This is a genomic window from Photobacterium sp. ABD4_091, assembly GCF_056160145.1.
This window is the reverse complement of sequence record NZ_JBSWWQ010000001.1, coordinates 785,489-804,006: the sequence shown is the minus strand read 5'-3', so window position 1 is coordinate 804,006 and position 18,518 is coordinate 785,489. Positions and strand designations below refer to the sequence as shown.

Genomic DNA, 18,518 nt, shown 5'->3' with positions numbered 1-18,518 from the left:
CGGCGGAAGATCTGCTTCCGCCTGCCTATTCAGTATTTTTTCAGGTTTGTTGTCCCTCAGTGGTGCTTTTTTGAACCCGGTTATTGGTAAGTGACTTATTTTTCAGTGTGTTTATTGAACACCATTTGCCAGTGTTATGTTTGGAACTATGCCTGATTTAGTTTATTAATCACTTTTGACCAACAGTGAATCGAGCAGCCTGGTAGGTAAAATACGGCGTAGAAAGCCAAAGATATATGTGGGTTGTGTAACGTAATATCGGGCTTTTGGCTCTTCCGCTTCCAAGATGGCTTGTAATGGCTTCAGAACGGCTTCTGGGCCGAGGGTGAACTTATTTGATGGTGAGTCTTTGCCCAACCGGTCTAGTGTGTGCTGGTAATTGGCCTGATGGCGTGAGCCTGTCATATTAATATGCTGCTCGAACTTTGCCTTGGCATTGGCTCTGAACTGGCTCTCAATCGGGCCGGGCTCGATCAAGCTGACTTTGATTGGGGTATTGCTAAGCTCTAGGCGCAGAGTATCCGTGTACCCTTCCAGGGCGAATTTACTGGCGTTGTAGGCCCCGCGGTACTTCATGGCAACTAGGCCCAATACCGAGCTGTTCTGGACAATTTTACCGTTGCCCTGGGCCAGCATCACCGGGATAACCAGCCGGGTTAGGTGGTGCCAGCCAAATAGGTTGCTTTCGAACTGCTGGCGCAGGGCATGGGTCGGGAGGTCTTCCAGCGCGCCTGGCTGGCCGTAGGCGGCATTGTTGAACAAGACATCCAGGGTGCCGCCGGTTATTTCAAGGACCTCGCTGAATCCTTGCTCGATGGAGGCTTCGCTGTCCATGTTCATCAGCACACAGTTAATGCCTTCACCCTGCAAGCGTTCGACATCACTTTGCTGGCGGCAGCTGGCAATAACCTGATGGCCCTGCTGGTGAAGAGTTTTCGCGCAGTAGTAACCAATGCCGCTGCTGCAGCCGGTGATCAGAATTCGGAGTGGGTTCGTTGCCGTCATTAGGGGCATTCCTTGTCTGTTTATTGTCGTTAGAGGTGCGGGGCAAGCTCTTTGGCCATGAAATCGGCTATCCACGGTTGGGCATCGGGTTTGGGATGCAGGCCGTCATCCATCATCCATTCTTGCTTGAGGATAATGTGCTCGAGGAAAAAGGGCAGCAGCGGGATCTCAAGCTGCTTGCTGATATCTTGATACACTTTTGCAAACTGGTCGCTGTAGCGCTTGCCGTAGTTTGGCGGTACAAATATCTGCATCAGCAGTGGATAGGCACCCGCTTGCTCGATCTCGGTGATCATCTCACTGAGATTATTGCGTATAGTAGAAGGAGGAAATCCTCTAAGCCCGTCGTTGGCACCCAGCTCAATCAAGACGAAATTAGGTTGGTGTTGTTCGAGTAGGCGGGGAAGCCGAGCCATCCCATTGCCTGTGGTATCGCCGGAAATACTGGCGTTGACCACAGTGACATCATGGCCATATTTTTCAAGCTCAGCATCCAGCAGGTTAGGCCAACTTTGCTCGGCCTGCATCTGGTAACCGGCACTGAGGCTATCGCCCAGTACCATCAACTTGGCCGCGAAGGCATGCTGAGTGAAAACAAGAAAAAAGATTACTGAAAGGAATCGCATCATGTCTACATCCGTGATTAAAGCTGTATCAGTGTCCAAGCAGGTGACGACAGCATCATCGTCTCTCACCATTTTGCAGGATGTTTCGCTCGAGGTCGAGCAGGGCGAGGCAATTGCCTTGGTTGGTGTTTCGGGGGCGGGCAAGTCGACCTTAATGACCTTGCTGGCCGGGCTGGATATCCCAAGCAAGGGCAGTATTGAGCTGCTGGGCAAGCCACTGGCAGCGATGGATGACGAGGCGCGGGCAGCACTGCGTAGTGACAGCATTGGTTTTGTATTCCAGAGCTTTTTGCTGATCCCGTCGTTGTCGGCACTGGAGAACGTGATGCTGCCTGCCATCATCAAGGGAGAGGAAGCCGATGAGGGGCGTGCCCGTGAGCTGCTTGAAAAAGTAGGCTTGAATGGTAGGGAAATTCACCTGCCTGCACAGCTATCGGGCGGAGAGCAGCAGCGGGTAGCACTGGCGAGGGCATTCATGACCCGGCCCAAGGTGCTGTTTGCCGATGAGCCGACCGGAAACCTGGATCAGCATACCGCCGCCAATATTATCGAGTTGCTGTTTGCCCTCAACCGCGATCACGGCACCACCTTGGTACTGGTGACCCATGACCCTCAGCTTGCCCAGCGCTGTGACCGCACCTTGACGCTAGAAAGTGGGAGTTTGGTAGCCGCATGACTGAAATGACCGATATCCAATCCGATTCCCCAGCTGCCAACCGTTCGTTGCTGCTCAAATGGAGCTGGCGCGAATTGTGGCACGGCCAGTTATGGCCAGTTGCCGTGGCCCTGACATTGATTATCGCCTGTGTGTTTGCCTTGGCGGCCTTGGTGGTGAGGGTCGAGAAGATCATGGTCGATCAAGGCCGATCCATGATTGCCGCCGACTTAGTATTCCGCTCGGCCAATCCGGTTGAACAACCCATTCTGGACAAGGCGGAGCAGCTAGGGCTGGTGGTTTCCCAGCAGGTTCGCTTCGGCACCATGGCCTTCAGCGACGAGGCCATGCAGCTTGTCAGCGTCAAAAGCGTCGAGGGTGACTTCCCGCTCAGGGGCGAGCTTGAGCTGAAAAGCCCGGCCGGTATCCACCATCAGGTTCAGCCCGGTGATTTATGGTTGGCGGAGCGGTTGTTTGATTTGCTGAAAGTCGAGCCCGGTGATGTGCTTGCTATTGGTGATGCCGAGCTCAAAGTGAGCGGCACTATCGTGCAGGAGCCGGAGCTGTCGTTTAACCCGTTTAGCCAGATGCCAGCCGTGCTTATTCACGCTGGAGACTTGGACAGTACCGGGGCAATCCAGCCCGGCAGCCGGGTACAGTACCGGGCGTATTTCACCGGCGCAGATAGCCAGCTCAAGGCATTGCAGGAGCAAGTAGAGCTTGAGCCCGGGCAGCGCTGGCTGAGTGAAACCTCGCAAGGGCGAACCGGTGATGTTATCGAAAAAGCCCGCCAGTACCTGTCGCTTACCCTGATACTGGTGATTTTGATGGCGACTGCCACCTTGGTGCTGACCTGCATGCATTACGCCTCGACCCGTACCGAGGTCGTGGCAATGATGAAAAGCCTGGGGGCTAGCAAGAAGTGGCTGTGGCAATGGCTGGCACGGCAGCTCGGTATGCTGTTTGGCCTTGCGCTGGTGGCAGGGGTAGCGATCGGTGCCCTGCTGGAATATTTGCTTCGGGTGCCCTTGGTGGATGTTCTGCCTGATCCCTTACCGGGAGTTGGCTTTACTCCGCTGGTGGTGAGTGTGCTTGTTGCCTTGCTGGTTGCTATCCCGGGCATGGGGATCCCGTTGCTGAAGCTGGTGGATGCGCCAGCGATTTCGGTGATCCAGAGAATGGATAGCTGGCAGACCAGCAACAAGGGCTACCTGCTTGCCCTCTTGCCGTTGGTAGCTGGCCTACTGTGGTTGGGAAGCAACGGGTTGATGTGGCTAACTTTGTTGGGGCTGGCTGCTATCCTTGTCATTCTTGCCGTGGTTGGGGTCGCCATTGTCCGGGGGCTCAAGCGGGGTCGCTGGGGGCCAGCGATAACGCTGGCGTTGAGCCGGATTAACCGTAGTCCGATGGCAACTGGGGCTCAGTTGGCGGCTCTGACCAGCTCACTGATGCTGCTGACAGTGATTTGGCTACTGCGCTCAGATCTGCTGGCGGACTGGCAGCAAACCCTGCCAGCAGATGCGCCGAATGTGTTCGCGCTTAATATCAGTGCAGAGCAGCAACAGGAGTATCTTAAATATTTGGATCAGCAAAATGTGATGCGATCTGATAGTTATCCTGTGATCCGTGGGCGGATAACCCATCTCAACCAAGAAGACCTTCTTGAGCGAGCTAAACAGAGTGACCAAGAGGTTGATGGCTCGTTGCGACGTGAGCTCAATTTGACGTGGCGTGAATCTATTCCTGTTCATAACAAAGTTATTGCTGGGGAATGGCAAGCCACCAATGGGGTCTCTGTTGAATCGGGTGTGGCTGAAAGGTTGGGGATCACTGTGGGTGATACTGTGGCTTTCAACGTAAACAGCCAGCCTTTCAGTGCCAAGGTGACCAGCATCCGTGAAGTCGAATGGCGAAACATGCGGCCCAACTTCTTCTTCATCTTCACCCCTGATGTGGTGGCTGATATACCGTCTACGTGGCTGGTGAGCTTCCGTATTGAGGCAGACCAACAGGCTATTGTTAACCAGCTTGGCCGGGATTATCCAACCGTTACTTTGCTCGACTTGCGCACCATGGCAACCCGTATCCAGGGCATCATGCAGCAGGTCTCCTTGTCGTTGTCGGTGCTGGCGGGCCTGGGTGTGGTCAGTGGCTTATTGTTGGTAATGACCTTGCTGCGCTTGAGCCTAGCCCAGCGCCGGGACGAAATCCGCTTGTACCGGACACTGGGTGCCAGTCGGAAAAGAGTCTCAGCAACGGTGTGGGGTGAGTACGGCATCATGGCTTTGCTGGCAGGTGTCATGGCGGCAGCAGGTGCCGAAGCGGTAGTGGCGGCGTTGGTGAAGTGGGGCTTTGAGCTGCCGGTAAGTCTGCACCCGGTGATGTGGCTGGTGGTGCCATTGCTATCACTGCTGCTGGTGGTGTTAATTATCCGTTCGATGATCAACAGCCTGCTGCAGCCGATTAGGGGCTAGGCACTACTTATTTCGTCATTGCTTTAAAAAGGCTTCCCGGTTCAATCGTGCCGGGAAGCCTTTTTTGTCATCACTATTTCTGTAGCCAGTTCTGTTGCTTGTTCTGTTACCTGTATTGGGGCAAGCAACCTGCCCGGTGGGTTTAGCTCAGGAGGCAGAACTCTGGCCGAAGCTATTCAGGTAGAAGCTATGTCACCCAAGTCAGGACGAAATTATGTCACCCAAGGCCATATCAATGGTTTTGTAGTGGAAGTCATAGCCGAGCGCTTCGAGCTTGTCCGGTACCGCCCGCTGGCCTTCTAGCAGCAGCGACGCGGCTTCGCCGAGGGCTAGCTTCAGCACGAATGCCGGGGTGAAGAAGATATGGGGCCGGCGCAGTGCTTTGGCTAGGGTTTGGCTAAATACCTTGTTGGTGACAGGCTCCGGTGCAGACAGGTTGAATGCCCCCTTGGCTGCCGGCGTCTCGAGCAGGAACACAATGGCATCGACCATATCCTGCAGGTGGATCCAAGGTGTGTATTGCGAGCCGTTGCCGATAGGCCCGCCCAGCCCAAGCTGGTAGGGTGGCAGCATTTTTGCCAGCGCTCCGCCATGTTTCCCTAGCACAATGCCAGTGCGGAGCAGGCACACCCGAGTTTGCTCGCCCTCAGCTTCGCGTGCGATGTCTTCCCAGCGCTGGCAGACATGATGGGCAAAGTCGTCGTGGTTCACATGGTCGCTGATGGCAAACGACTCGTCGATAATTGTGCTTTTCTGATCGCCATAAACCCCCACGGCAGATCCACTGATAAAGGTATGGGGCGGTTGGCTGCCGGCTCTGATTTTTGCGACCAGCTGTTCTGTCAGATCCCAGCGGCTGTGGCAGATTTTCTTCTTCTGCTGCGGGCTCCAACGCTTGTTGATGATCGGCTCGCCGGCAAGGTTGATGACCGCATCAAAGTGATCAAGGTTATCGAACTGGTCAAGGGAGGCGACGGCGTTGATTTTGCTGCCTAGGTTTTGGCTAGCCTTGGCCGGATCCCGGCTCAATACGGTGACATCATGCTGCTTTAGCGCATTGATCAAAGCTGAGCCGATAAACCCGGTTCCGCCGGTCACTAATATCTTCATGCTGCTCCTTTCAGGCTATGGCTTTGCCCTGCGTGTATGACTCTCGACATAAGTATAGCTAAACCAAAGGGTTGATACCGCTAACTATTTTCTTTATGACATTTGGTTATGTGGGCTAGCTCTCGTGTTGGCATATAAAAGCTGTGTCTATGTACGATTGGGGAGTACCTTGAAGGTATACCCTTTTGATTACCGGGCGGCAGCCAGGAGGTGGAATGTCGTTTGTACTCGCCCTGCTGAAATCCCTGCTTTCTAGCCTGCGTGACTTATTGCCGATTATTCTGGTGATAGGCTTCTTCCAATTGGTTGTGTTGCAGCAGCCAATGCCGCAGCTCGGCCCGATCTTAGTTGGTTTGGCATTTGTGGTGATCGGCCTGACTTTGTTTGTGTTCGGGCTGGAAATGGGGCTGTTTCCGATCGGTGAGTCAATGGCGCGATCCTTTGCCAGCAAGGGCAGTGTATGGTGGCTGCTGTGCTTCGCGTTCTGTCTGGGGTTTGGTACTACCATTGCCGAGCCGGCACTTACCGCAGTTTCGGCAGAGGCCGCCAAGGTGGCGGCTGAAGGGGGATTGATAGCCTCCGATGCCAGCAGCCAGCTGGATTATGCGACAGGCCTGCGTTTGACGGTGGCGCTGTCGGTCGGTATTGCCATTATGCTTGGGGTGATCCGTATCTTAAAAGGCTGGCCAATCCACCGGATGATCATCGGTGGCTATTTGCTGGTGATGGTCATGACCTGGTTTGCTCCTTCAGCCATTGTCGGGATAGCCTATGATTCCGGCGGGGTGACCACGTCGACCATTACCGTCCCGCTGGTGGCTGCACTCGGTGTTGGGCTGGCATCATCAATAAAGGGCCGGAACCCGATAGTGGATGGCTTTGGCCTGATCGCCTTTGCCTCGCTGACACCGATGATATTCGTCATGGCCTACGGCATGCTGGTGCACTAGGAGGACTGGGATGACAGAGCTCAATGGGATTGTTCCTCACTTTTTCTCCACCTTGCTGATGACAGTGCGCGATGTGGTGCCGATTGCCGTTATCATTTTCGGTTTCCAACTGGTGGTATTACGCCGCCCGGTTACCAACTGGCCGAGGGTCGCCCTTGGGTTCGTTTATGTCGTGGTCGGGCTGTCATTTTTCCTGCTCGGCCTCGAGCTGGCACTGTTCCCGCTGGGTGAGTCTATGGCCGCCCAGTTGACCGCGATGGATTTCCTGTTCGACAGCGGGGAAGGGATCCCGGATGTGATCCCCTGGACCCGGTACTACTGGGTATACATTTTTGCTGCCGCGATTGGTTTTAGCACCACCATCGCCGAGCCCTCGCTGATTGCCGTGGCGATAAAAGCCAACCAGGTCTCGGGGGATACCATTAGTGTTAACGGCTTGCGTGTTGCGGTGGCGCTGGGTGTGGCGGTGGGGATCTCGCTTGGCAGCTACCGGATTGTGGCCGGCGACCCGCTCCATTATTACATTCTGGCGGGTTACTGTGTGGTGGTGGTGCAGACCTACTTTGCACCCAAAATGATTGTTCCCTTGGCCTATGATTCTGGCGGGGTGACGACATCAACGGTGACGGTACCGATAGTCACGGCCCTGGGGCTGGGGCTGGCTTCCACCGTGCCGGGAAGAAACCCGATGCTCGATGGGTTCGGGCTCATTGCGTTTGCCAGCCTGTTTCCGATGATCACAGTAATGGCTTATGCCCAGCTGTCGGCAAGGCAGGCTAAGAGGAGAGAAGGAAATGCGATTTAAGTTGTTATTGGCCTTTGTCGAGGACTCGAAAACCGATGCGGTTCTGGATGCTGCGCGCAAGGCCGGGGCGACGGGGGCAACGGTGATTAACAATGCCCGCGGGGAAGGCCTGTACCAGAAGAAGACCTTTTTCGGCCTCGGGCTGGATGTCCAGCGGGATGTGATCTTGTTTGTGGTCGAAGAGCACTTGGCGAGGGCTATTTTGGAAACTATCGAGCGGGTCGGGGATTTTGATTCCTCCTCAGGGCAGGGAATTGCCGTCCAGCTCGATATCGAAGATGCGGTGGGGGTAGCCCACCAGGTTGAAACGTTAACCAAAGTTGTTGAGGCGAAGCTATGAGTGATGACACCTTGGTTCGGGTACGGGATGTAATGATGGACACCTTTGCGACGGTTGAAGGGCTGACAACGGTGGCCGAGGCGATCCGCACAGCCAAGCGCAAGCAAGTCAAGGCGCTGATCGTCAACAAGCGCAATGACGACGATGAGTACGGTATCGTGCTGATGAACGACATTGCCAAGAAGGTACTGGCGCTGGACCGCTCGCCGGAGCGGACGAATGTCTACGAAATCATGACAAAGCCGGCCTTGTCAGTTAGTGCCACGATGGATGTCCGCTACTGTGCCCGTTTGTTCGAACGCTTCGGGATCAGTCGCGCCCCGGTTATTGAAAATGGTCATATCATCGGTATGGTGAGTTACAACAACATCGTACTGAACGGCATGCTGCAGGAAGAATCGTAACCGTTCGTGCAATGGCATTGTCATGGGCTTAGGTGTAGGATCACTGGCATCCTGTACCGAAGAAAGATCACCTGACATGAAATTGTTTTTTGCTTCTGATATCCACGGCTGTGCCGACAGCACCCGCCGCACTCTGGCTAAGTTCGAGCAGAGTGGTGCCGACCACCTGATCCTGCTTGGTGATGTGCTAAACCACGGCCCGCGAAATGCATTGCCTGCGGGATATGCACCGATTGACGTGGCTGAGCAGCTCAACCAGCATGCCGAGAAGATCACCGCAGTACGAGGCAACTGCGACAGCGATGTGGATCAGATGCTGTTGGACTTCCCGATGATGGCCGACTATAACCTGGTACTGCTGCCGAATGGCCGCCGCCTGTTCCTGACTCACGGCCACCTCTACAACGGTGACAAGCACCCGCGCCTGCGCGATGGCGACGTGGTGGTGTCAGGCCATACCCACCTCCCTGTTGCTGAAAAGAAAGAATCTCTTTTTGTTTACAACCCAGGTTCAGTAACAATTCCGCGTGGCGAGTACCAGGCAAGCTACGGCCTGCTGGAAGACAATACGCTGAAAGTGCTGTCGTTTGATGACGAGATCATTTGCCAGGTTGAGTTGGTGTAACTGGAAAATTATTCAACAGTTTAGGTTAAGGCGGCTAATTAGCCGCCTTTTTTGATCCTGGCCGCTTAGGTTTGCTGGTTTGAGCCGCTGCATAATATTCTACAGCTATGCACATAGGGGTATAAATGTAGTTGCAATGTGACGGCATGTTAGCGCTATTTGAATCTTTGGCGTACGGATTTGTTGCTCAATGTTTACAATATTTGTTGATTCGGTATAACCGAGCAATTCGTTCGTATATCTCGAATTATTGTTTTGATGAAGCCTTGAATATTTGTGTGATAAAAGCCACTATCTCGCCTCCTTAATTTTGTGTGTTTCAAGATGTGTCAGGTGCCAAACAATATGTGTCAGAATCAGTTTGATTCGCTATTACCGCCACAGATGGCGGAGAAAGCGGCCGAGGTAGGGGTAAGCAAGGCCACCAAAGATCCGATGAAGTCGTTGCTGCTGGCGATCACTGCCGGGATGCATATTGGTATCGCGTTTGTTTTCTACACCACGGTCACCACGGGTGCCGGCGACATGCCGTGGGGAATGTCCCGCTTTATCGGTGGCTTGGCCTTTAGCTTGGGCCTGATCTTGGTGGTGATCACCGGAGGTGAGCTGTTTACCAGTTCGGTGCTGACATTGGTAGCCCGTGCCAGCGGTAAGATCAGCTGGAAGAGCCTGTGGCTCAACTGGGGGGTGGTGTACATCGGAAACTTGATCGGGGCACTGTTGCTCGTGGTCATTATGCTGATGACCAAGCAGTACATGTCCGGCAGTGGTGCGGTAGGTATCAACGCGATGCAAATCGCCCAGCACAAGCTGCATCATGACTTTACCCAGGCGGTCGCCCTCGGTGTCATGTGTAACGTGCTGGTATGTGTGGCGGTATGGATGACCTTCAGTGGCCGCACTCTGACCGATAAGATTCTGGTGATGATCCTGCCGGTGGCGATGTTCGTTTCCTCGGGCTTCGAGCACTGTATTGCCAACATGTTCCAGGTGCCGATGGCTATTGGCATCAAGCATCTTGCAACGCCTGAGTTCTGGCAGATGACCGGCATGAACCCGGCTGACTTTGCCGATTTGACCTTGAGTAATTTTGTTATCAATAACCTGATCCCGGTGACATTGGGGAACATCATCGGTGGTGGTGTGTTTGTCGGTATGGGGTATTGGATTATCTACTTACGCAGCAAGTAAGTGGGGAGTACCGTGTTCTACGTTTTACTAGCTTGGTATTGAGTTAGTGTTTTAAATTGTGTTGATTCGAGTCTGACATGTTGGCCGCTACGGATGTAGCGGCCTTTTTTTATTTTCGCTACAGATTAATAGGGCTTAGTTCACCATCATAGAGATGAAGTAACCAATGATGGTGGCAGAGCCCACACCAATAAAGCCAGGGATCATGAAGCTGTGGTTAAGTACGTACTTACCGATTGCCGTGGTGCCCGAGCGGTCGAAGCTGATAGCCGCCAGATCACTTGGGTAGAACGGGAAGAAGAAGTAAGCGTAACACGCTGGTAGCACACCAATCAGCACCGCAGGGTCGATACCTAGGGCAAAACCAAGCGGCATCATAATCGTCAGTACGGCTGCCTGGCTCTTCAGGAACACAGAGACGAAGAACATCGCAAAGGCGAAGGTCCATGGGTAGACGTTCACCATACCGCTCACCAGGCCAACTAGGTACTCTTTGTGGTGGCCGATGATGGTGTCACTGAACCAAGCGATACCGAAGATGGTGATCACCGCGCTCATACCGGCAATGAACACGTTGCTGTTGACGATACGCTTCGGTGAGATTTTAGTGGTCAGTAGGATAACCGCACCAACCGATAGCATCATGAACTGGATAGCAACCGACATGCCGACGCCTTGTGGCAGCACTTGCTTGCTGAACAGAGCAATACCAACTACCGCTAGAATACCCAGCAAGAATACAGTAAGGCCTTTCTTGGCCGTACGCTGGTGCTCAGCTTCTTCTTCGGCAGAGCCTTCCTGATCAGGATCAACTAGGCTGTTACGGAACTCTTCGTCTTCAAGGCGAGCTTGGAATTCAGGGTCTTTGTCCAAGTCTTTACCGCGCTTCAGGCTCCATAGGCACGCAATCAATAGGCCGCCGAAGGTTGCCGGAATGGTGACCATCAAGACGTTGATCAGGTTGATATCCAGGTTGTTGTCCATGGCCGTTGCCATTACAACAGCCGCAGCCGCTGCGATTGGGCTAGCTGTGATACCCATCTGCGAAGCGACGGTGGCCATTGCCATCGGGCGCTCAGGACGGATACCTTTTTTGTAGGCGACATCATAGATAACAGGCAGCAGCGGGTAGACCGAGTGGCCAGTACCTACTAGTACTGTCAGGGAGTAAGTACAAATCGGGCCGAGAAAGACGACGTGCTCAGGGTGTTTGCGAAGCAGGCGCTCGGCAAATTTAACCAGTAGCTTCAGGCCGCCGGTGGCTTCAAGCGTGGCAGAGGCGGCAACGACCGCGAGGATGATAAGCATAACGCCAACAGGCGGTGAGCCTGGCGCAATACCAAACACGAAGGTCATTACAGAGACGCCGAGGCCCCCGAGTAGACCAAAGGCGATACCGCCGTGGCGTATACCGATCAAAATAACAGCTAGCAGTAGTAACAGGTGTATCCAGAACATTATTCCATTATCCTTGTTTCATATAAGTTGCAATCCGCTCGAACTTCTGCACTAAGTTCATGGGGTAGACTTATAAACCATCAAATACACAAAAAGTGGTATACAAGTTCCGAAAAAACATCCTGTTAACGAATACTTATACTCTTTATATGGTTATTGTGATACCTGTCACCATATGATGTTGGATGCATGAAAATGGCTGAATATTATTTCATCGTAATTATTAAGCAACTGATTTTATACAGATAAAAAAATACCCCGCAGTGCGGGGTATTGAAAGGTTATGCAAGTAACAAAAAATTACTTGTTAGCGTCGTCAGCTTGTTTTGCCTGGATCGCAGTCAGAGCAACGGTGTAAACGATGTCGTCTACTAGTGCACCGCGAGACAGGTCGTTAACTGGCTTGCGCATGCCCTGAAGCATTGGACCGATAGATACTAGGTCTGCAGAACGCTGTACCGCTTTGTAAGTCGTGTTACCCGTGTTTAGGTCTGGGAATACGAATACAGTCGCTTTACCTGCTACAGGCGAGTTAGGCGCCTTAGAAGCAGCAACGTTTTCCATGATCGCAGCATCGTACTGTAGAGGACCGTCGATCACTAGATCAGGACGCTTCTCTTGAGCAAGCTTGGTTGCTTCACGTACTTTCTCAACGTCTGCACCCTTACCAGAAGTACCGGTAGAGTAAGAGATCATTGCAACGCGAGGCTCGATGCCGAATGCTTTTGCAGAGTCAGCAGATTGGATAGCGATTTCTGCTAGCTGCTCAGCTGTTGGATCTGGGTTGATCGCACAGTCACCGTATACCAGTACTTGGTCAGGCAGTAGCATGAAGAATACAGAAGATACGATAGACGCATCAGGTGCAGTCTTGATGATCTGGAATGGAGGAACGATAGTGTTCGCAGTGGTGTGAACCGCACCAGAAACCAGGCCGTCAACTTCGTCGTTTTCAAGCATCATAGTGCCTAGGAAAACAGAATCCTGAAGTTTTTCACGGGCAACAACATCAGTCATGCCTTTAGCGCCACGAAGCTCTACCAGGCGAGCAACGTAGTTTTCACGTACTTCATCAGAGTTGATGATAGTTACGCCAGCACCTAGAGTTACGCCCTGCTGCTCAGCAACACGCTTGATCTCTTCTGGGTTACCAAGAAGCACACATTCAGCGATGCCGCGCTCAGCACAGATAGCTGCTGCTTTAACAGTACGTGGTTCGTCGCCTTCTGGCAGAACGATACGCTTAGCCGCTTTACGAGCAAGTTCAGTTAGCTCGTAACGGAATGCTGGTGGGCTTAGGCGACGCTCTTTAGCTGAACCTTCAGTTAGAGATTCAATCCACTGGCCGTCAATGTGGCTTGCCATGTATTCGTTAACTAGCTCAACACGCTCTTTATCGTCAGCTGGTACTTCTAGGCTGAAGCTCTGAAGGTTCAGAGATGTCTGCCAAGTGTTACCCATCGCAGTCATAACAGGTAGGCCTGTTTCGAATGCGCGCTCACATAGGTCCATAACTGGCTTAGGTAGCTCGTAGCCACCTGTAAGCAGTAGGGCACCGATTTCAACGCCGTTCATTGCCGCAAGACATGCTGCAACGATAACGTCTGGGCGGTCTGCAGAAGTTACTAGCAGAGAGCCAGGGCGGAAGTGCTCAACCATGTGCGGGATAGAGCGTGCACAGAAAGTGATGCTCTTGATACGGCGAGTTGCGATATCACCTTCGTTGATGATTTCAGCGTTCAGGTGCTTAGCGATGTCAGTTGAACGAGTCGCGATCAGCTCAGCGCTCCAAGGTGCACAGCCTAGTACACGGATAGGGCTAGAGTTGAATACCTGCATAACTTCAACGTTTGAAGGTACTGTCGCTTCAGCGTCGTCGAAGATTTCAGATAGGTCTGGGCGAGTACGGCCTTCTGCGTCAACAGGAGCGTTAAGCTTGTTAACGATAACACCAGCGATTTGCTTGTTCTTGATACCGCCGAAGTTAGAACATGCTACTTCGATGCGCTCTTTAAGCTGAGAAGGGTTATCTGTACCAGAAGCAACAACGAATACGATTTCCGCACCTAGAGTTTTGGCAATCTCGTAGTTGATCTGGTTAGCAAATGGGTGCTTGCGAGTTGGAACAAGACCTTCGATTAGTGCAACTTCAGAATCAGCGGTTGACTCTTTGAAGCGTGCTACGATGTCTTCTAGCAGAACGTCGCTCTTATCGTTACGGATAAGCTCTTCTGCACAAGCCATTGAGAAAGGTTCAGCCACTTTCATATCGCTGTTAGCAGCAATGATGTTAGTTGTTAGATCTGGCTGATCACCGCCGTGACGAGGCTGGGCGATAGGCTTGAAGAAAGAAACGCGAACACCTTTGCGCTCCATTGCACGAAGCACACCAAGGCTTACGCTAGTAAGACCAACACCGGCGCCAACCGGAACAAGCATAATAGTACGGGACACTATGGATTCCTCAACTATTGAAACAAGACAGCGCTGTGCAATAACGATGGGTGAACCGGTATTGGACAGCACCACAAAAAAGCATGACCTAAGGTCATAAGTCATGAAAAAACGGCCGGCCTAGGCCAGCCGTTGGAATCAGTATCGACCGATTAGATTTCAGCTAGACGAGCTGTATCTTCAGCGATAACTAGTTCTTCGTTAGTTGAAACAACCATTGCAGGAACACGGCTGTTTTCAGTAGTGATCACACCTTCGCCGCCGAAACGAGCTTTAAGGTTAGCTTCACCGTCAACTTCAACACCTAGGATAGCAAGGCGGTTTAGAACCATCTCACGGATAGGTGCAGAGTTTTCACCGATACCACCAGTGAAAGTGATTGCGTCTAGGCGACCTTCTAGAGAAGCTGTGTAACCAGCAACGTACTTAGCTAGACGGTGGCAGAACACGTCCATTGCACGTGTTGCTTCTTCTTTCTCGCCGTAGTTGTCTTCAACGAAACGACAGTCAGAAGTCACTTCAGTCAGACCTTGTAGGCCAGACTCTTTAGTTAGCATCGTGTTGATCTTCTCAACAGAGTAACCTAGGTTGTCGTGTAGGTGGAAGATGATAGCTGGGTCGATGTCACCACAACGAGTACCCATTACTAGGCCTTCAAGAGGAGTTAGACCCATAGAAGTATCTACAGACTGACCGTTCTTGATTGCACAAACTGAAGCACCGTTACCTAGGTGACAGTTGATGATGTTTAGCTCTTCTTCTTTCTTACCTAGCAGCTTCGCAGTTTCGCGAGTGATGAATAGGTGAGAAGTACCGTGCATACCGTAGCGACGGATACCGTGCTCTTTGTATAGGTTGTACGGTAGTGCGTATAGGTACGCTTCTTCAGGCATAGTCTGGTGGAACGCAGTGTCGAATACAGCAACGTTCTTCAGCTCAGGGAAAGACTTCTGAGCGGCCTTGATACCGATGATGTGAGCAGGGTTATGAAGAGGTGCTAGTGTTGCACAGTCTTCGATACCTTTTAGTACGTCTTCACAGATCAGTGCAGACTTAGTGAACTGCTCGCCGCCGTGTACTACACGGTGACCGATAGCTTTTAGGTTTTCAGATAGTTCAGGCTTAGAAGCAAGAATTGTGTCTACCATGAACGCTAGAGCTTCTTCGTGAGCCGCGCCGTCACCTAGTTGAGCTTCGTGCTTGCCGTCAAGTTTCCACTTGATACGAGCTTCTGGAAGGTGCAGACATTCTGCAAGACCTGTCAGGTGCTCTTCACCTGATACCGCGTCAACAACAGCGAACTTTAGAGAAGAACTACCGCAGTTTAGAACTAAAACCAGCTTAGACATGAGTGACTACCTATAATCTGTCTGAAAGTTGATATTCAACTGAAATAAAAATTACCCATAGGATAGACGACTTTTCGACAAGCCGGTCTAATCAGGGTCAAAATCGTGCTACATCCGTATCAAGATAGAATCGTGTAACCCAGATTCTGGGCCATCCTTGGAAGCGCCTTCAGTTGCCAGAACGATGATTACAGGCAACAATAAATGTAGGCGTGCATAGGATAGCGATTGTGGTGCAATATAACAAAAGTATTTTTAGAAAAAATTAATTTGAATCAAGTTTGTTATCGCGAGTTTTGAATTTTTACTGTTTTTTTTGAAATTTGGTGGTTTATGAGTCAACAACATTCTATTTGGCAAGCTTTCCGTCATGGCCAGGATTACATGGCTACGTGGCCAATGCGCAAAGAGTTGGCCATCCTGTTTCCCGAGCAGCGTTATATTAAAGCGACACGTTTTGCGATGCGGGTAATGCCTGCAGTTGCGGTAATGAGTGTATTGAGCCAAATGGCCTTTGATAACTATGACGCTTTACCCCAGGCGATCACCATTGCCCTGTTTGCTCTGAGCATGCCCTTGCAGGGGCTGTGGTGGCTCGGCAAGCGCAGCCGTACCGATTTGCCGCCGTCGCTGGCGACCTGGTACCGTGAAATCCATGACAAGATCGTGAGTGAAGGGTATACGCTGCAGCCGCTGAAGAGCCGCCCGCGCTATAAAGAGTTGGCGCAAGTGCTAAACCGTGCTTTCAAGCAATTGGACAAATCGTCGCTGGAACGCTGGTTCTAGGCTGGTAATTGAAAGGCAGTGGGGCTACCCCGCTAAATTGAAAGATAAAAAAGTAGCCTATGGCTACTTTTTTTATCGACGATTACTCTTCGTCTTCAACTTGGCGCTTGTTGCGGACTGCCGGCTTGGCCAAGATTTCCAAGTAGAAAGACTCAAGCGCCAGTGATTCGGCTTCGTCAATGCACTTGTTGATTTCTTTAACGTGGATAACCTTTGCTTCCTGCTCGGTGTGACCATATTTACAGTCGAAATCCCAGTAGTCAGCGCCTGCTGGCAGGGACTTGTTACGTTCACGCTTGAGGTATTTCTTTACCTCGAACTTTACAGCTTCGACAACGCGCGGAACCGCTTTCTTCGGGTGAGTTAAAGCAAATGTTTTTTTCATCGTTTTCCTAAAAAATCAATAAGGCCCAGAACACGCTGGGCACGATGGGTATTTTACTTTAATTTGCCGCAGGTCGCGAATAGCAATTTCGGCACTAGTTCAGCAGCAGGCTATCGTCCGCCAGCTCTTCGCCGCGAACCTTGCTAAACATTTCCAACAAGTCTTTGACGCCCATCTGGTTACGCTCCTCGCCAGCGACATCGAGGACGATTTCGCCCTGGTGCAGCATGACAGTACGCTCGCCATAGGCCAGGGCATCTTTCATCGAGTGGGTGACCATCAAGACAGTGAGGTCGAACTCCTGCACGACTTTATTGGTTAGCGCAAGGACGAAGGCGGCCATCCGGGGATCCAGCGCGGCGGTATGCTCATCGAGCAGCAATAGCTTGCTGTCAGCCAGTGTTGCCATCACTAGGCTCACGGCTTGGCGCTGGCCGCCAGACAATAACCCGATACTATCGCCGAGGCGGTCTTCAAGGCCGAGGCCGAGAATGCTGATCCGCTCCTGGAATAGCTTGCGCCGCTGGGAAGACAGGGCAAGCCTCCAGCTGCGGTTGCTGCCCCGTTTGTAAGCCAGTGCCATGTTCTCCTCGATAGTCAGAGAACCACAGGTGCCGGCCAGCGGGTCTTGGAACACCCGTGCAGCATATTGGGCGCGCTGGTGGACACTTTTTTGGGTGACATCAATATTGTCGATCAGTACTTGCCCTCCCACCATTGGGGTTTCGCCGCTGACTGCGCCGAGCAAGGTCGATTTCCCCGCCCCGTTCGACCCAATCACGGTGACAAACTGTTTTTCCGGTACCGTCAGGGAAACCCCCTTCAGAGCTTGGTTTTCCAGGATAGTGCCTTCATTGAAGGTTACGCGGATATCTTCAAGTTCTATCATGTTGCCTTATCCCCTTGCACTGGCCTTGTTGGTGGCGACGGATGGTTTCTTCTTGCTGCGCTTCAGCTGCCCTTTCATGCGCGGGGCGATCAAGGCGATGGCAACCAGCAGGGCGGTGATCAGGTTGAGGTCTGATGCCTGCAGGCCGAACATGCCGCTGCTCAGGGCAAAAGCGACGGCCAGGCGATATAAGATAGAGCCGAGGATCACGGCAATGACTGCGACCCAGATCTTACGGCCGGGCAGCAGGGTCTGGCCGAGGATCACCGCGGCGAGGCCAACCACTATGGTCCCGACCCCCGAGGTTACGTCGGCAAAGCTGTTGGTCTGGGCAAATAGTGCGCCGGCAAAACCCACAAACCCGTTGGATAGGGCTAGGCCGAAATAGGTATACAGCGCAGTGTTGCCGCCTTGGGCATTGACCATGCGGCTGTTGACGCCCGTTGCGCGCAAGCCAAGGCCAAAATCACTGGCCAGCAGGCGGGTGATAACCCACGCACTGGCGATCACCAAGGCCAGCACTACCGCGAGGCGCATAATGCCCTCGTCCAGCCCATAGTCGAAAGCGAGTATTTCGAATGGGGTAAACAAGGTATCTTCACCGAGCAGCGAAAGGTTTGGGCTGCCCATGATACGGATATTGATGGAGAACGCCGCGATCATGGTCAGGATGCTGGCCAGCAGGTGGAGGATCCCGCAGCGCACGGCAAGAAAGGCGGTGACCAAGCCGCATAACCCGCCAGCAGCGATAGCCAGCAGTGTTGCCGCCCATGGATTGAATCCAGCAATAATCGCCGTTGCAGCGACAGCGGCCCCCATCGGGAAGCTGCCGTCGACTGATAGGTCGGGGAAGTCCAGAATACGGAAGGTGAGGTAGACGCCGAGGGCGACCAGTCCATAGACCAGCCCTATTTCAAGCGTCCCGAGAAAGGCAAAGAAAGACATCCTTATTCTCCTTGTCTTTATGAGTAATGTACGGGAAATGTCCTACCCAGGACCCAGGACCCAGGAC

18 protein-coding genes are annotated in these 18,518 nt (G+C 52.5%); 9 read left to right on the top strand and 9 right to left on the bottom strand.

The window, feature by feature from the left end; genetic code table 11:
- Positions 1-165 precede the first annotated feature (165 nt).
- The gene (locus ACXAGQ_RS03410) at positions 166-1,005 is read right to left on the bottom strand and encodes an SDR family oxidoreductase (protein ID WP_475251844.1); all 840 of its coding nucleotides are present in this window, start codon (positions 1,003-1,005) and stop codon (positions 166-168) included.
- A gap of 29 nt (positions 1,006-1,034) precedes the next feature.
- The gene (gene tesA, locus ACXAGQ_RS03405) at positions 1,035-1,634 is read right to left on the bottom strand and encodes a multifunctional acyl-CoA thioesterase I/protease I/lysophospholipase L1 (RefSeq protein ID WP_475251842.1); all 600 of its coding nucleotides are present in this window, start codon (positions 1,632-1,634) and stop codon (positions 1,035-1,037) included.
- Here tesA and ACXAGQ_RS03400 point away from each other — a divergent pair.
- Both ACXAGQ_RS03400 and ACXAGQ_RS03395 read left to right on the top strand, forming a co-directional pair.
- On the top strand, positions 1,633-2,307 hold the full coding sequence (locus ACXAGQ_RS03400) for an ABC transporter ATP-binding protein (RefSeq protein ID WP_475251840.1): 675 nt from the start codon (positions 1,633-1,635) through the stop codon (positions 2,305-2,307). The two genes, tesA and ACXAGQ_RS03400, sit on opposite strands and share 2 nt — an antisense overlap.
- The gene (locus tag ACXAGQ_RS03395; protein ID WP_475251838.1) at positions 2,304-4,760 is read left to right on the top strand and encodes an ABC transporter permease; all 2,457 of its coding nucleotides are present in this window, start codon (positions 2,304-2,306) and stop codon (positions 4,758-4,760) included. The genes ACXAGQ_RS03400 and ACXAGQ_RS03395 overlap by 4 nt, the downstream gene beginning before the upstream one ends.
- A gap of 201 nt (positions 4,761-4,961) precedes the next feature.
- On the opposite strand, the gene ACXAGQ_RS03390 is transcribed toward ACXAGQ_RS03395, so the two are convergent.
- Positions 4,962-5,870 (bottom strand): TIGR01777 family oxidoreductase, encoded by a 909-nt coding sequence (locus ACXAGQ_RS03390; RefSeq protein ID WP_475251836.1) that lies wholly within the window; start codon positions 5,868-5,870, stop codon positions 4,962-4,964.
- 215 nt (positions 5,871-6,085) lie between these two features.
- Between ACXAGQ_RS03390 and ACXAGQ_RS03385 the strand changes: the two genes are divergently transcribed.
- The 6 genes from ACXAGQ_RS03385 to focA all read left to right on the top strand — a co-directional run bounded on the left by ACXAGQ_RS03385 (position 6,086) and on the right by focA (position 10,185).
- Complete coding sequence (locus tag ACXAGQ_RS03385; RefSeq protein WP_475251834.1) at positions 6,086-6,820, top strand: DUF1538 family protein; 735 nt, start codon at positions 6,086-6,088, stop codon at positions 6,818-6,820.
- A gap of 10 nt (positions 6,821-6,830) precedes the next feature.
- On the top strand, positions 6,831-7,625 hold the full coding sequence (locus ACXAGQ_RS03380; RefSeq protein WP_475251832.1) for a DUF1538 domain-containing protein: 795 nt from the start codon (positions 6,831-6,833) through the stop codon (positions 7,623-7,625).
- Positions 7,615-7,965, top strand: a complete 351-nt coding sequence (locus ACXAGQ_RS03375) for a P-II family nitrogen regulator (RefSeq protein ID WP_475251830.1) — start codon at positions 7,615-7,617, stop codon at positions 7,963-7,965. Before ACXAGQ_RS03380 ends, ACXAGQ_RS03375 begins: the two co-directional genes overlap by 11 nt.
- Entirely contained in the window at positions 7,962-8,369 is a 408-nt protein-coding gene (locus ACXAGQ_RS03370; protein ID WP_475251828.1) for a CBS domain-containing protein, read from the top strand. The genes ACXAGQ_RS03375 and ACXAGQ_RS03370 overlap by 4 nt, the downstream gene beginning before the upstream one ends.
- A gap of 76 nt (positions 8,370-8,445) precedes the next feature.
- Positions 8,446-8,994: a phosphodiesterase gene (gene yfcE / locus ACXAGQ_RS03365; RefSeq protein ID WP_475251826.1), complete on the top strand. Its 549-nt coding sequence runs from the start codon at positions 8,446-8,448 to the stop codon at positions 8,992-8,994.
- A gap of 345 nt (positions 8,995-9,339) precedes the next feature.
- Entirely contained in the window at positions 9,340-10,185 is an 846-nt protein-coding gene (gene focA, locus ACXAGQ_RS03360; RefSeq protein ID WP_475251824.1) for a formate transporter FocA, read from the top strand.
- A 135-nt stretch (positions 10,186-10,320) separates the two neighbouring features.
- Here the strand turns inward: focA and ACXAGQ_RS03355 are convergent, their stop codons facing one another.
- The 3 genes from ACXAGQ_RS03355 to ACXAGQ_RS03345 all read right to left on the bottom strand — a co-directional run bounded on the left by ACXAGQ_RS03355 (position 10,321) and on the right by ACXAGQ_RS03345 (position 15,446).
- Complete coding sequence (locus tag ACXAGQ_RS03355) at positions 10,321-11,643, bottom strand: anaerobic C4-dicarboxylate transporter (RefSeq protein ID WP_475251822.1); 1,323 nt, start codon at positions 11,641-11,643, stop codon at positions 10,321-10,323.
- A 300-nt stretch (positions 11,644-11,943) separates the two neighbouring features.
- The gene (pta, locus tag ACXAGQ_RS03350) at positions 11,944-14,097 is read right to left on the bottom strand and encodes a phosphate acetyltransferase (RefSeq protein ID WP_370577377.1); all 2,154 of its coding nucleotides are present in this window, start codon (positions 14,095-14,097) and stop codon (positions 11,944-11,946) included.
- Positions 14,098-14,249: 152 nt separating this feature from the next.
- The gene (locus tag ACXAGQ_RS03345) at positions 14,250-15,446 is read right to left on the bottom strand and encodes an acetate kinase (protein ID WP_475251820.1); all 1,197 of its coding nucleotides are present in this window, start codon (positions 15,444-15,446) and stop codon (positions 14,250-14,252) included.
- 333 nt (positions 15,447-15,779) lie between these two features.
- Here ACXAGQ_RS03345 and yfbV point away from each other — a divergent pair, with 333 nt between their 5' ends.
- Positions 15,780-16,232 carry a terminus macrodomain insulation protein YfbV gene (gene yfbV, locus ACXAGQ_RS03340; RefSeq protein WP_475251818.1) on the top strand — a complete coding sequence of 151 codons (453 nt, stop codon included), beginning with the start codon at positions 15,780-15,782 and terminating at the stop codon, positions 16,230-16,232.
- An 82-nt stretch (positions 16,233-16,314) separates the two neighbouring features.
- On the opposite strand, the gene ACXAGQ_RS03335 is transcribed toward yfbV, so the two are convergent.
- From ACXAGQ_RS03335 to ACXAGQ_RS03325, 3 genes are all read right to left on the bottom strand, one after another.
- Complete coding sequence (locus ACXAGQ_RS03335; protein ID WP_475251816.1) at positions 16,315-16,617, bottom strand: DUF6172 family protein; 303 nt, start codon at positions 16,615-16,617, stop codon at positions 16,315-16,317.
- Between the two features lie 94 nt (positions 16,618-16,711).
- Positions 16,712-17,506: an ABC transporter ATP-binding protein gene (locus tag ACXAGQ_RS03330; RefSeq protein WP_475251814.1), complete on the bottom strand. Its 795-nt coding sequence runs from the start codon at positions 17,504-17,506 to the stop codon at positions 16,712-16,714.
- A gap of 6 nt (positions 17,507-17,512) precedes the next feature.
- On the bottom strand, positions 17,513-18,451 hold the full coding sequence (locus tag ACXAGQ_RS03325) for an ABC transporter permease (RefSeq protein ID WP_475251812.1): 939 nt from the start codon (positions 18,449-18,451) through the stop codon (positions 17,513-17,515).
- Positions 18,452-18,518 lie beyond the last annotated feature (67 nt).

What these genes read in the sequence shown, in the direction of transcription:
- ACXAGQ_RS03410 (WP_475251844.1), bottom strand. Translation starts at nt 1,005, where the DNA reads ATGACGGCAACGAACCCACTCCGAATTCTGATCACCGGCTGCAGCAGC.
- ACXAGQ_RS03400 (WP_475251840.1), top strand. Translation starts at nt 1,633, where the DNA reads ATGTCTACATCCGTGATTAAAGCTGTATCAGTGTCCAAGCAGGTGACG.
- tesA (WP_475251842.1), bottom strand. Translation starts at nt 1,634, where the DNA reads ATGATGCGATTCCTTTCAGTAATCTTTTTTCTTGTTTTCACTCAGCAT.
- ACXAGQ_RS03395 (WP_475251838.1), top strand. Translation starts at nt 2,304, where the DNA reads ATGACTGAAATGACCGATATCCAATCCGATTCCCCAGCTGCCAACCGT.
- ACXAGQ_RS03390 (WP_475251836.1), bottom strand. Translation starts at nt 5,870, where the DNA reads ATGAAGATATTAGTGACCGGCGGAACCGGGTTTATCGGCTCAGCTTTG.
- ACXAGQ_RS03385 (WP_475251834.1), top strand. Translation starts at nt 6,086, where the DNA reads ATGTCGTTTGTACTCGCCCTGCTGAAATCCCTGCTTTCTAGCCTGCGT.
- ACXAGQ_RS03380 (WP_475251832.1), top strand. Translation starts at nt 6,831, where the DNA reads ATGACAGAGCTCAATGGGATTGTTCCTCACTTTTTCTCCACCTTGCTG.
- ACXAGQ_RS03375 (WP_475251830.1), top strand. Translation starts at nt 7,615, where the DNA reads ATGCGATTTAAGTTGTTATTGGCCTTTGTCGAGGACTCGAAAACCGAT.
- ACXAGQ_RS03370 (WP_475251828.1), top strand. Translation starts at nt 7,962, where the DNA reads ATGAGTGATGACACCTTGGTTCGGGTACGGGATGTAATGATGGACACC.
- yfcE (WP_475251826.1), top strand. Translation starts at nt 8,446, where the DNA reads ATGAAATTGTTTTTTGCTTCTGATATCCACGGCTGTGCCGACAGCACC.
- focA (WP_475251824.1), top strand. Translation starts at nt 9,340, where the DNA reads ATGTGTCAGAATCAGTTTGATTCGCTATTACCGCCACAGATGGCGGAG.
- ACXAGQ_RS03355 (WP_475251822.1), bottom strand. Translation starts at nt 11,643, where the DNA reads ATGTTCTGGATACACCTGTTACTACTGCTAGCTGTTATTTTGATCGGT.
- ACXAGQ_RS03345 (WP_475251820.1), bottom strand. Translation starts at nt 15,446, where the DNA reads ATGTCTAAGCTGGTTTTAGTTCTAAACTGCGGTAGTTCTTCTCTAAAG.
- yfbV (WP_475251818.1), top strand. Translation starts at nt 15,780, where the DNA reads ATGAGTCAACAACATTCTATTTGGCAAGCTTTCCGTCATGGCCAGGAT.
- ACXAGQ_RS03335 (WP_475251816.1), bottom strand. Translation starts at nt 16,617, where the DNA reads ATGAAAAAAACATTTGCTTTAACTCACCCGAAGAAAGCGGTTCCGCGC.
- ACXAGQ_RS03330 (WP_475251814.1), bottom strand. Translation starts at nt 17,506, where the DNA reads ATGATAGAACTTGAAGATATCCGCGTAACCTTCAATGAAGGCACTATC.
- ACXAGQ_RS03325 (WP_475251812.1), bottom strand. Translation starts at nt 18,451, where the DNA reads ATGTCTTTCTTTGCCTTTCTCGGGACGCTTGAAATAGGGCTGGTCTAT.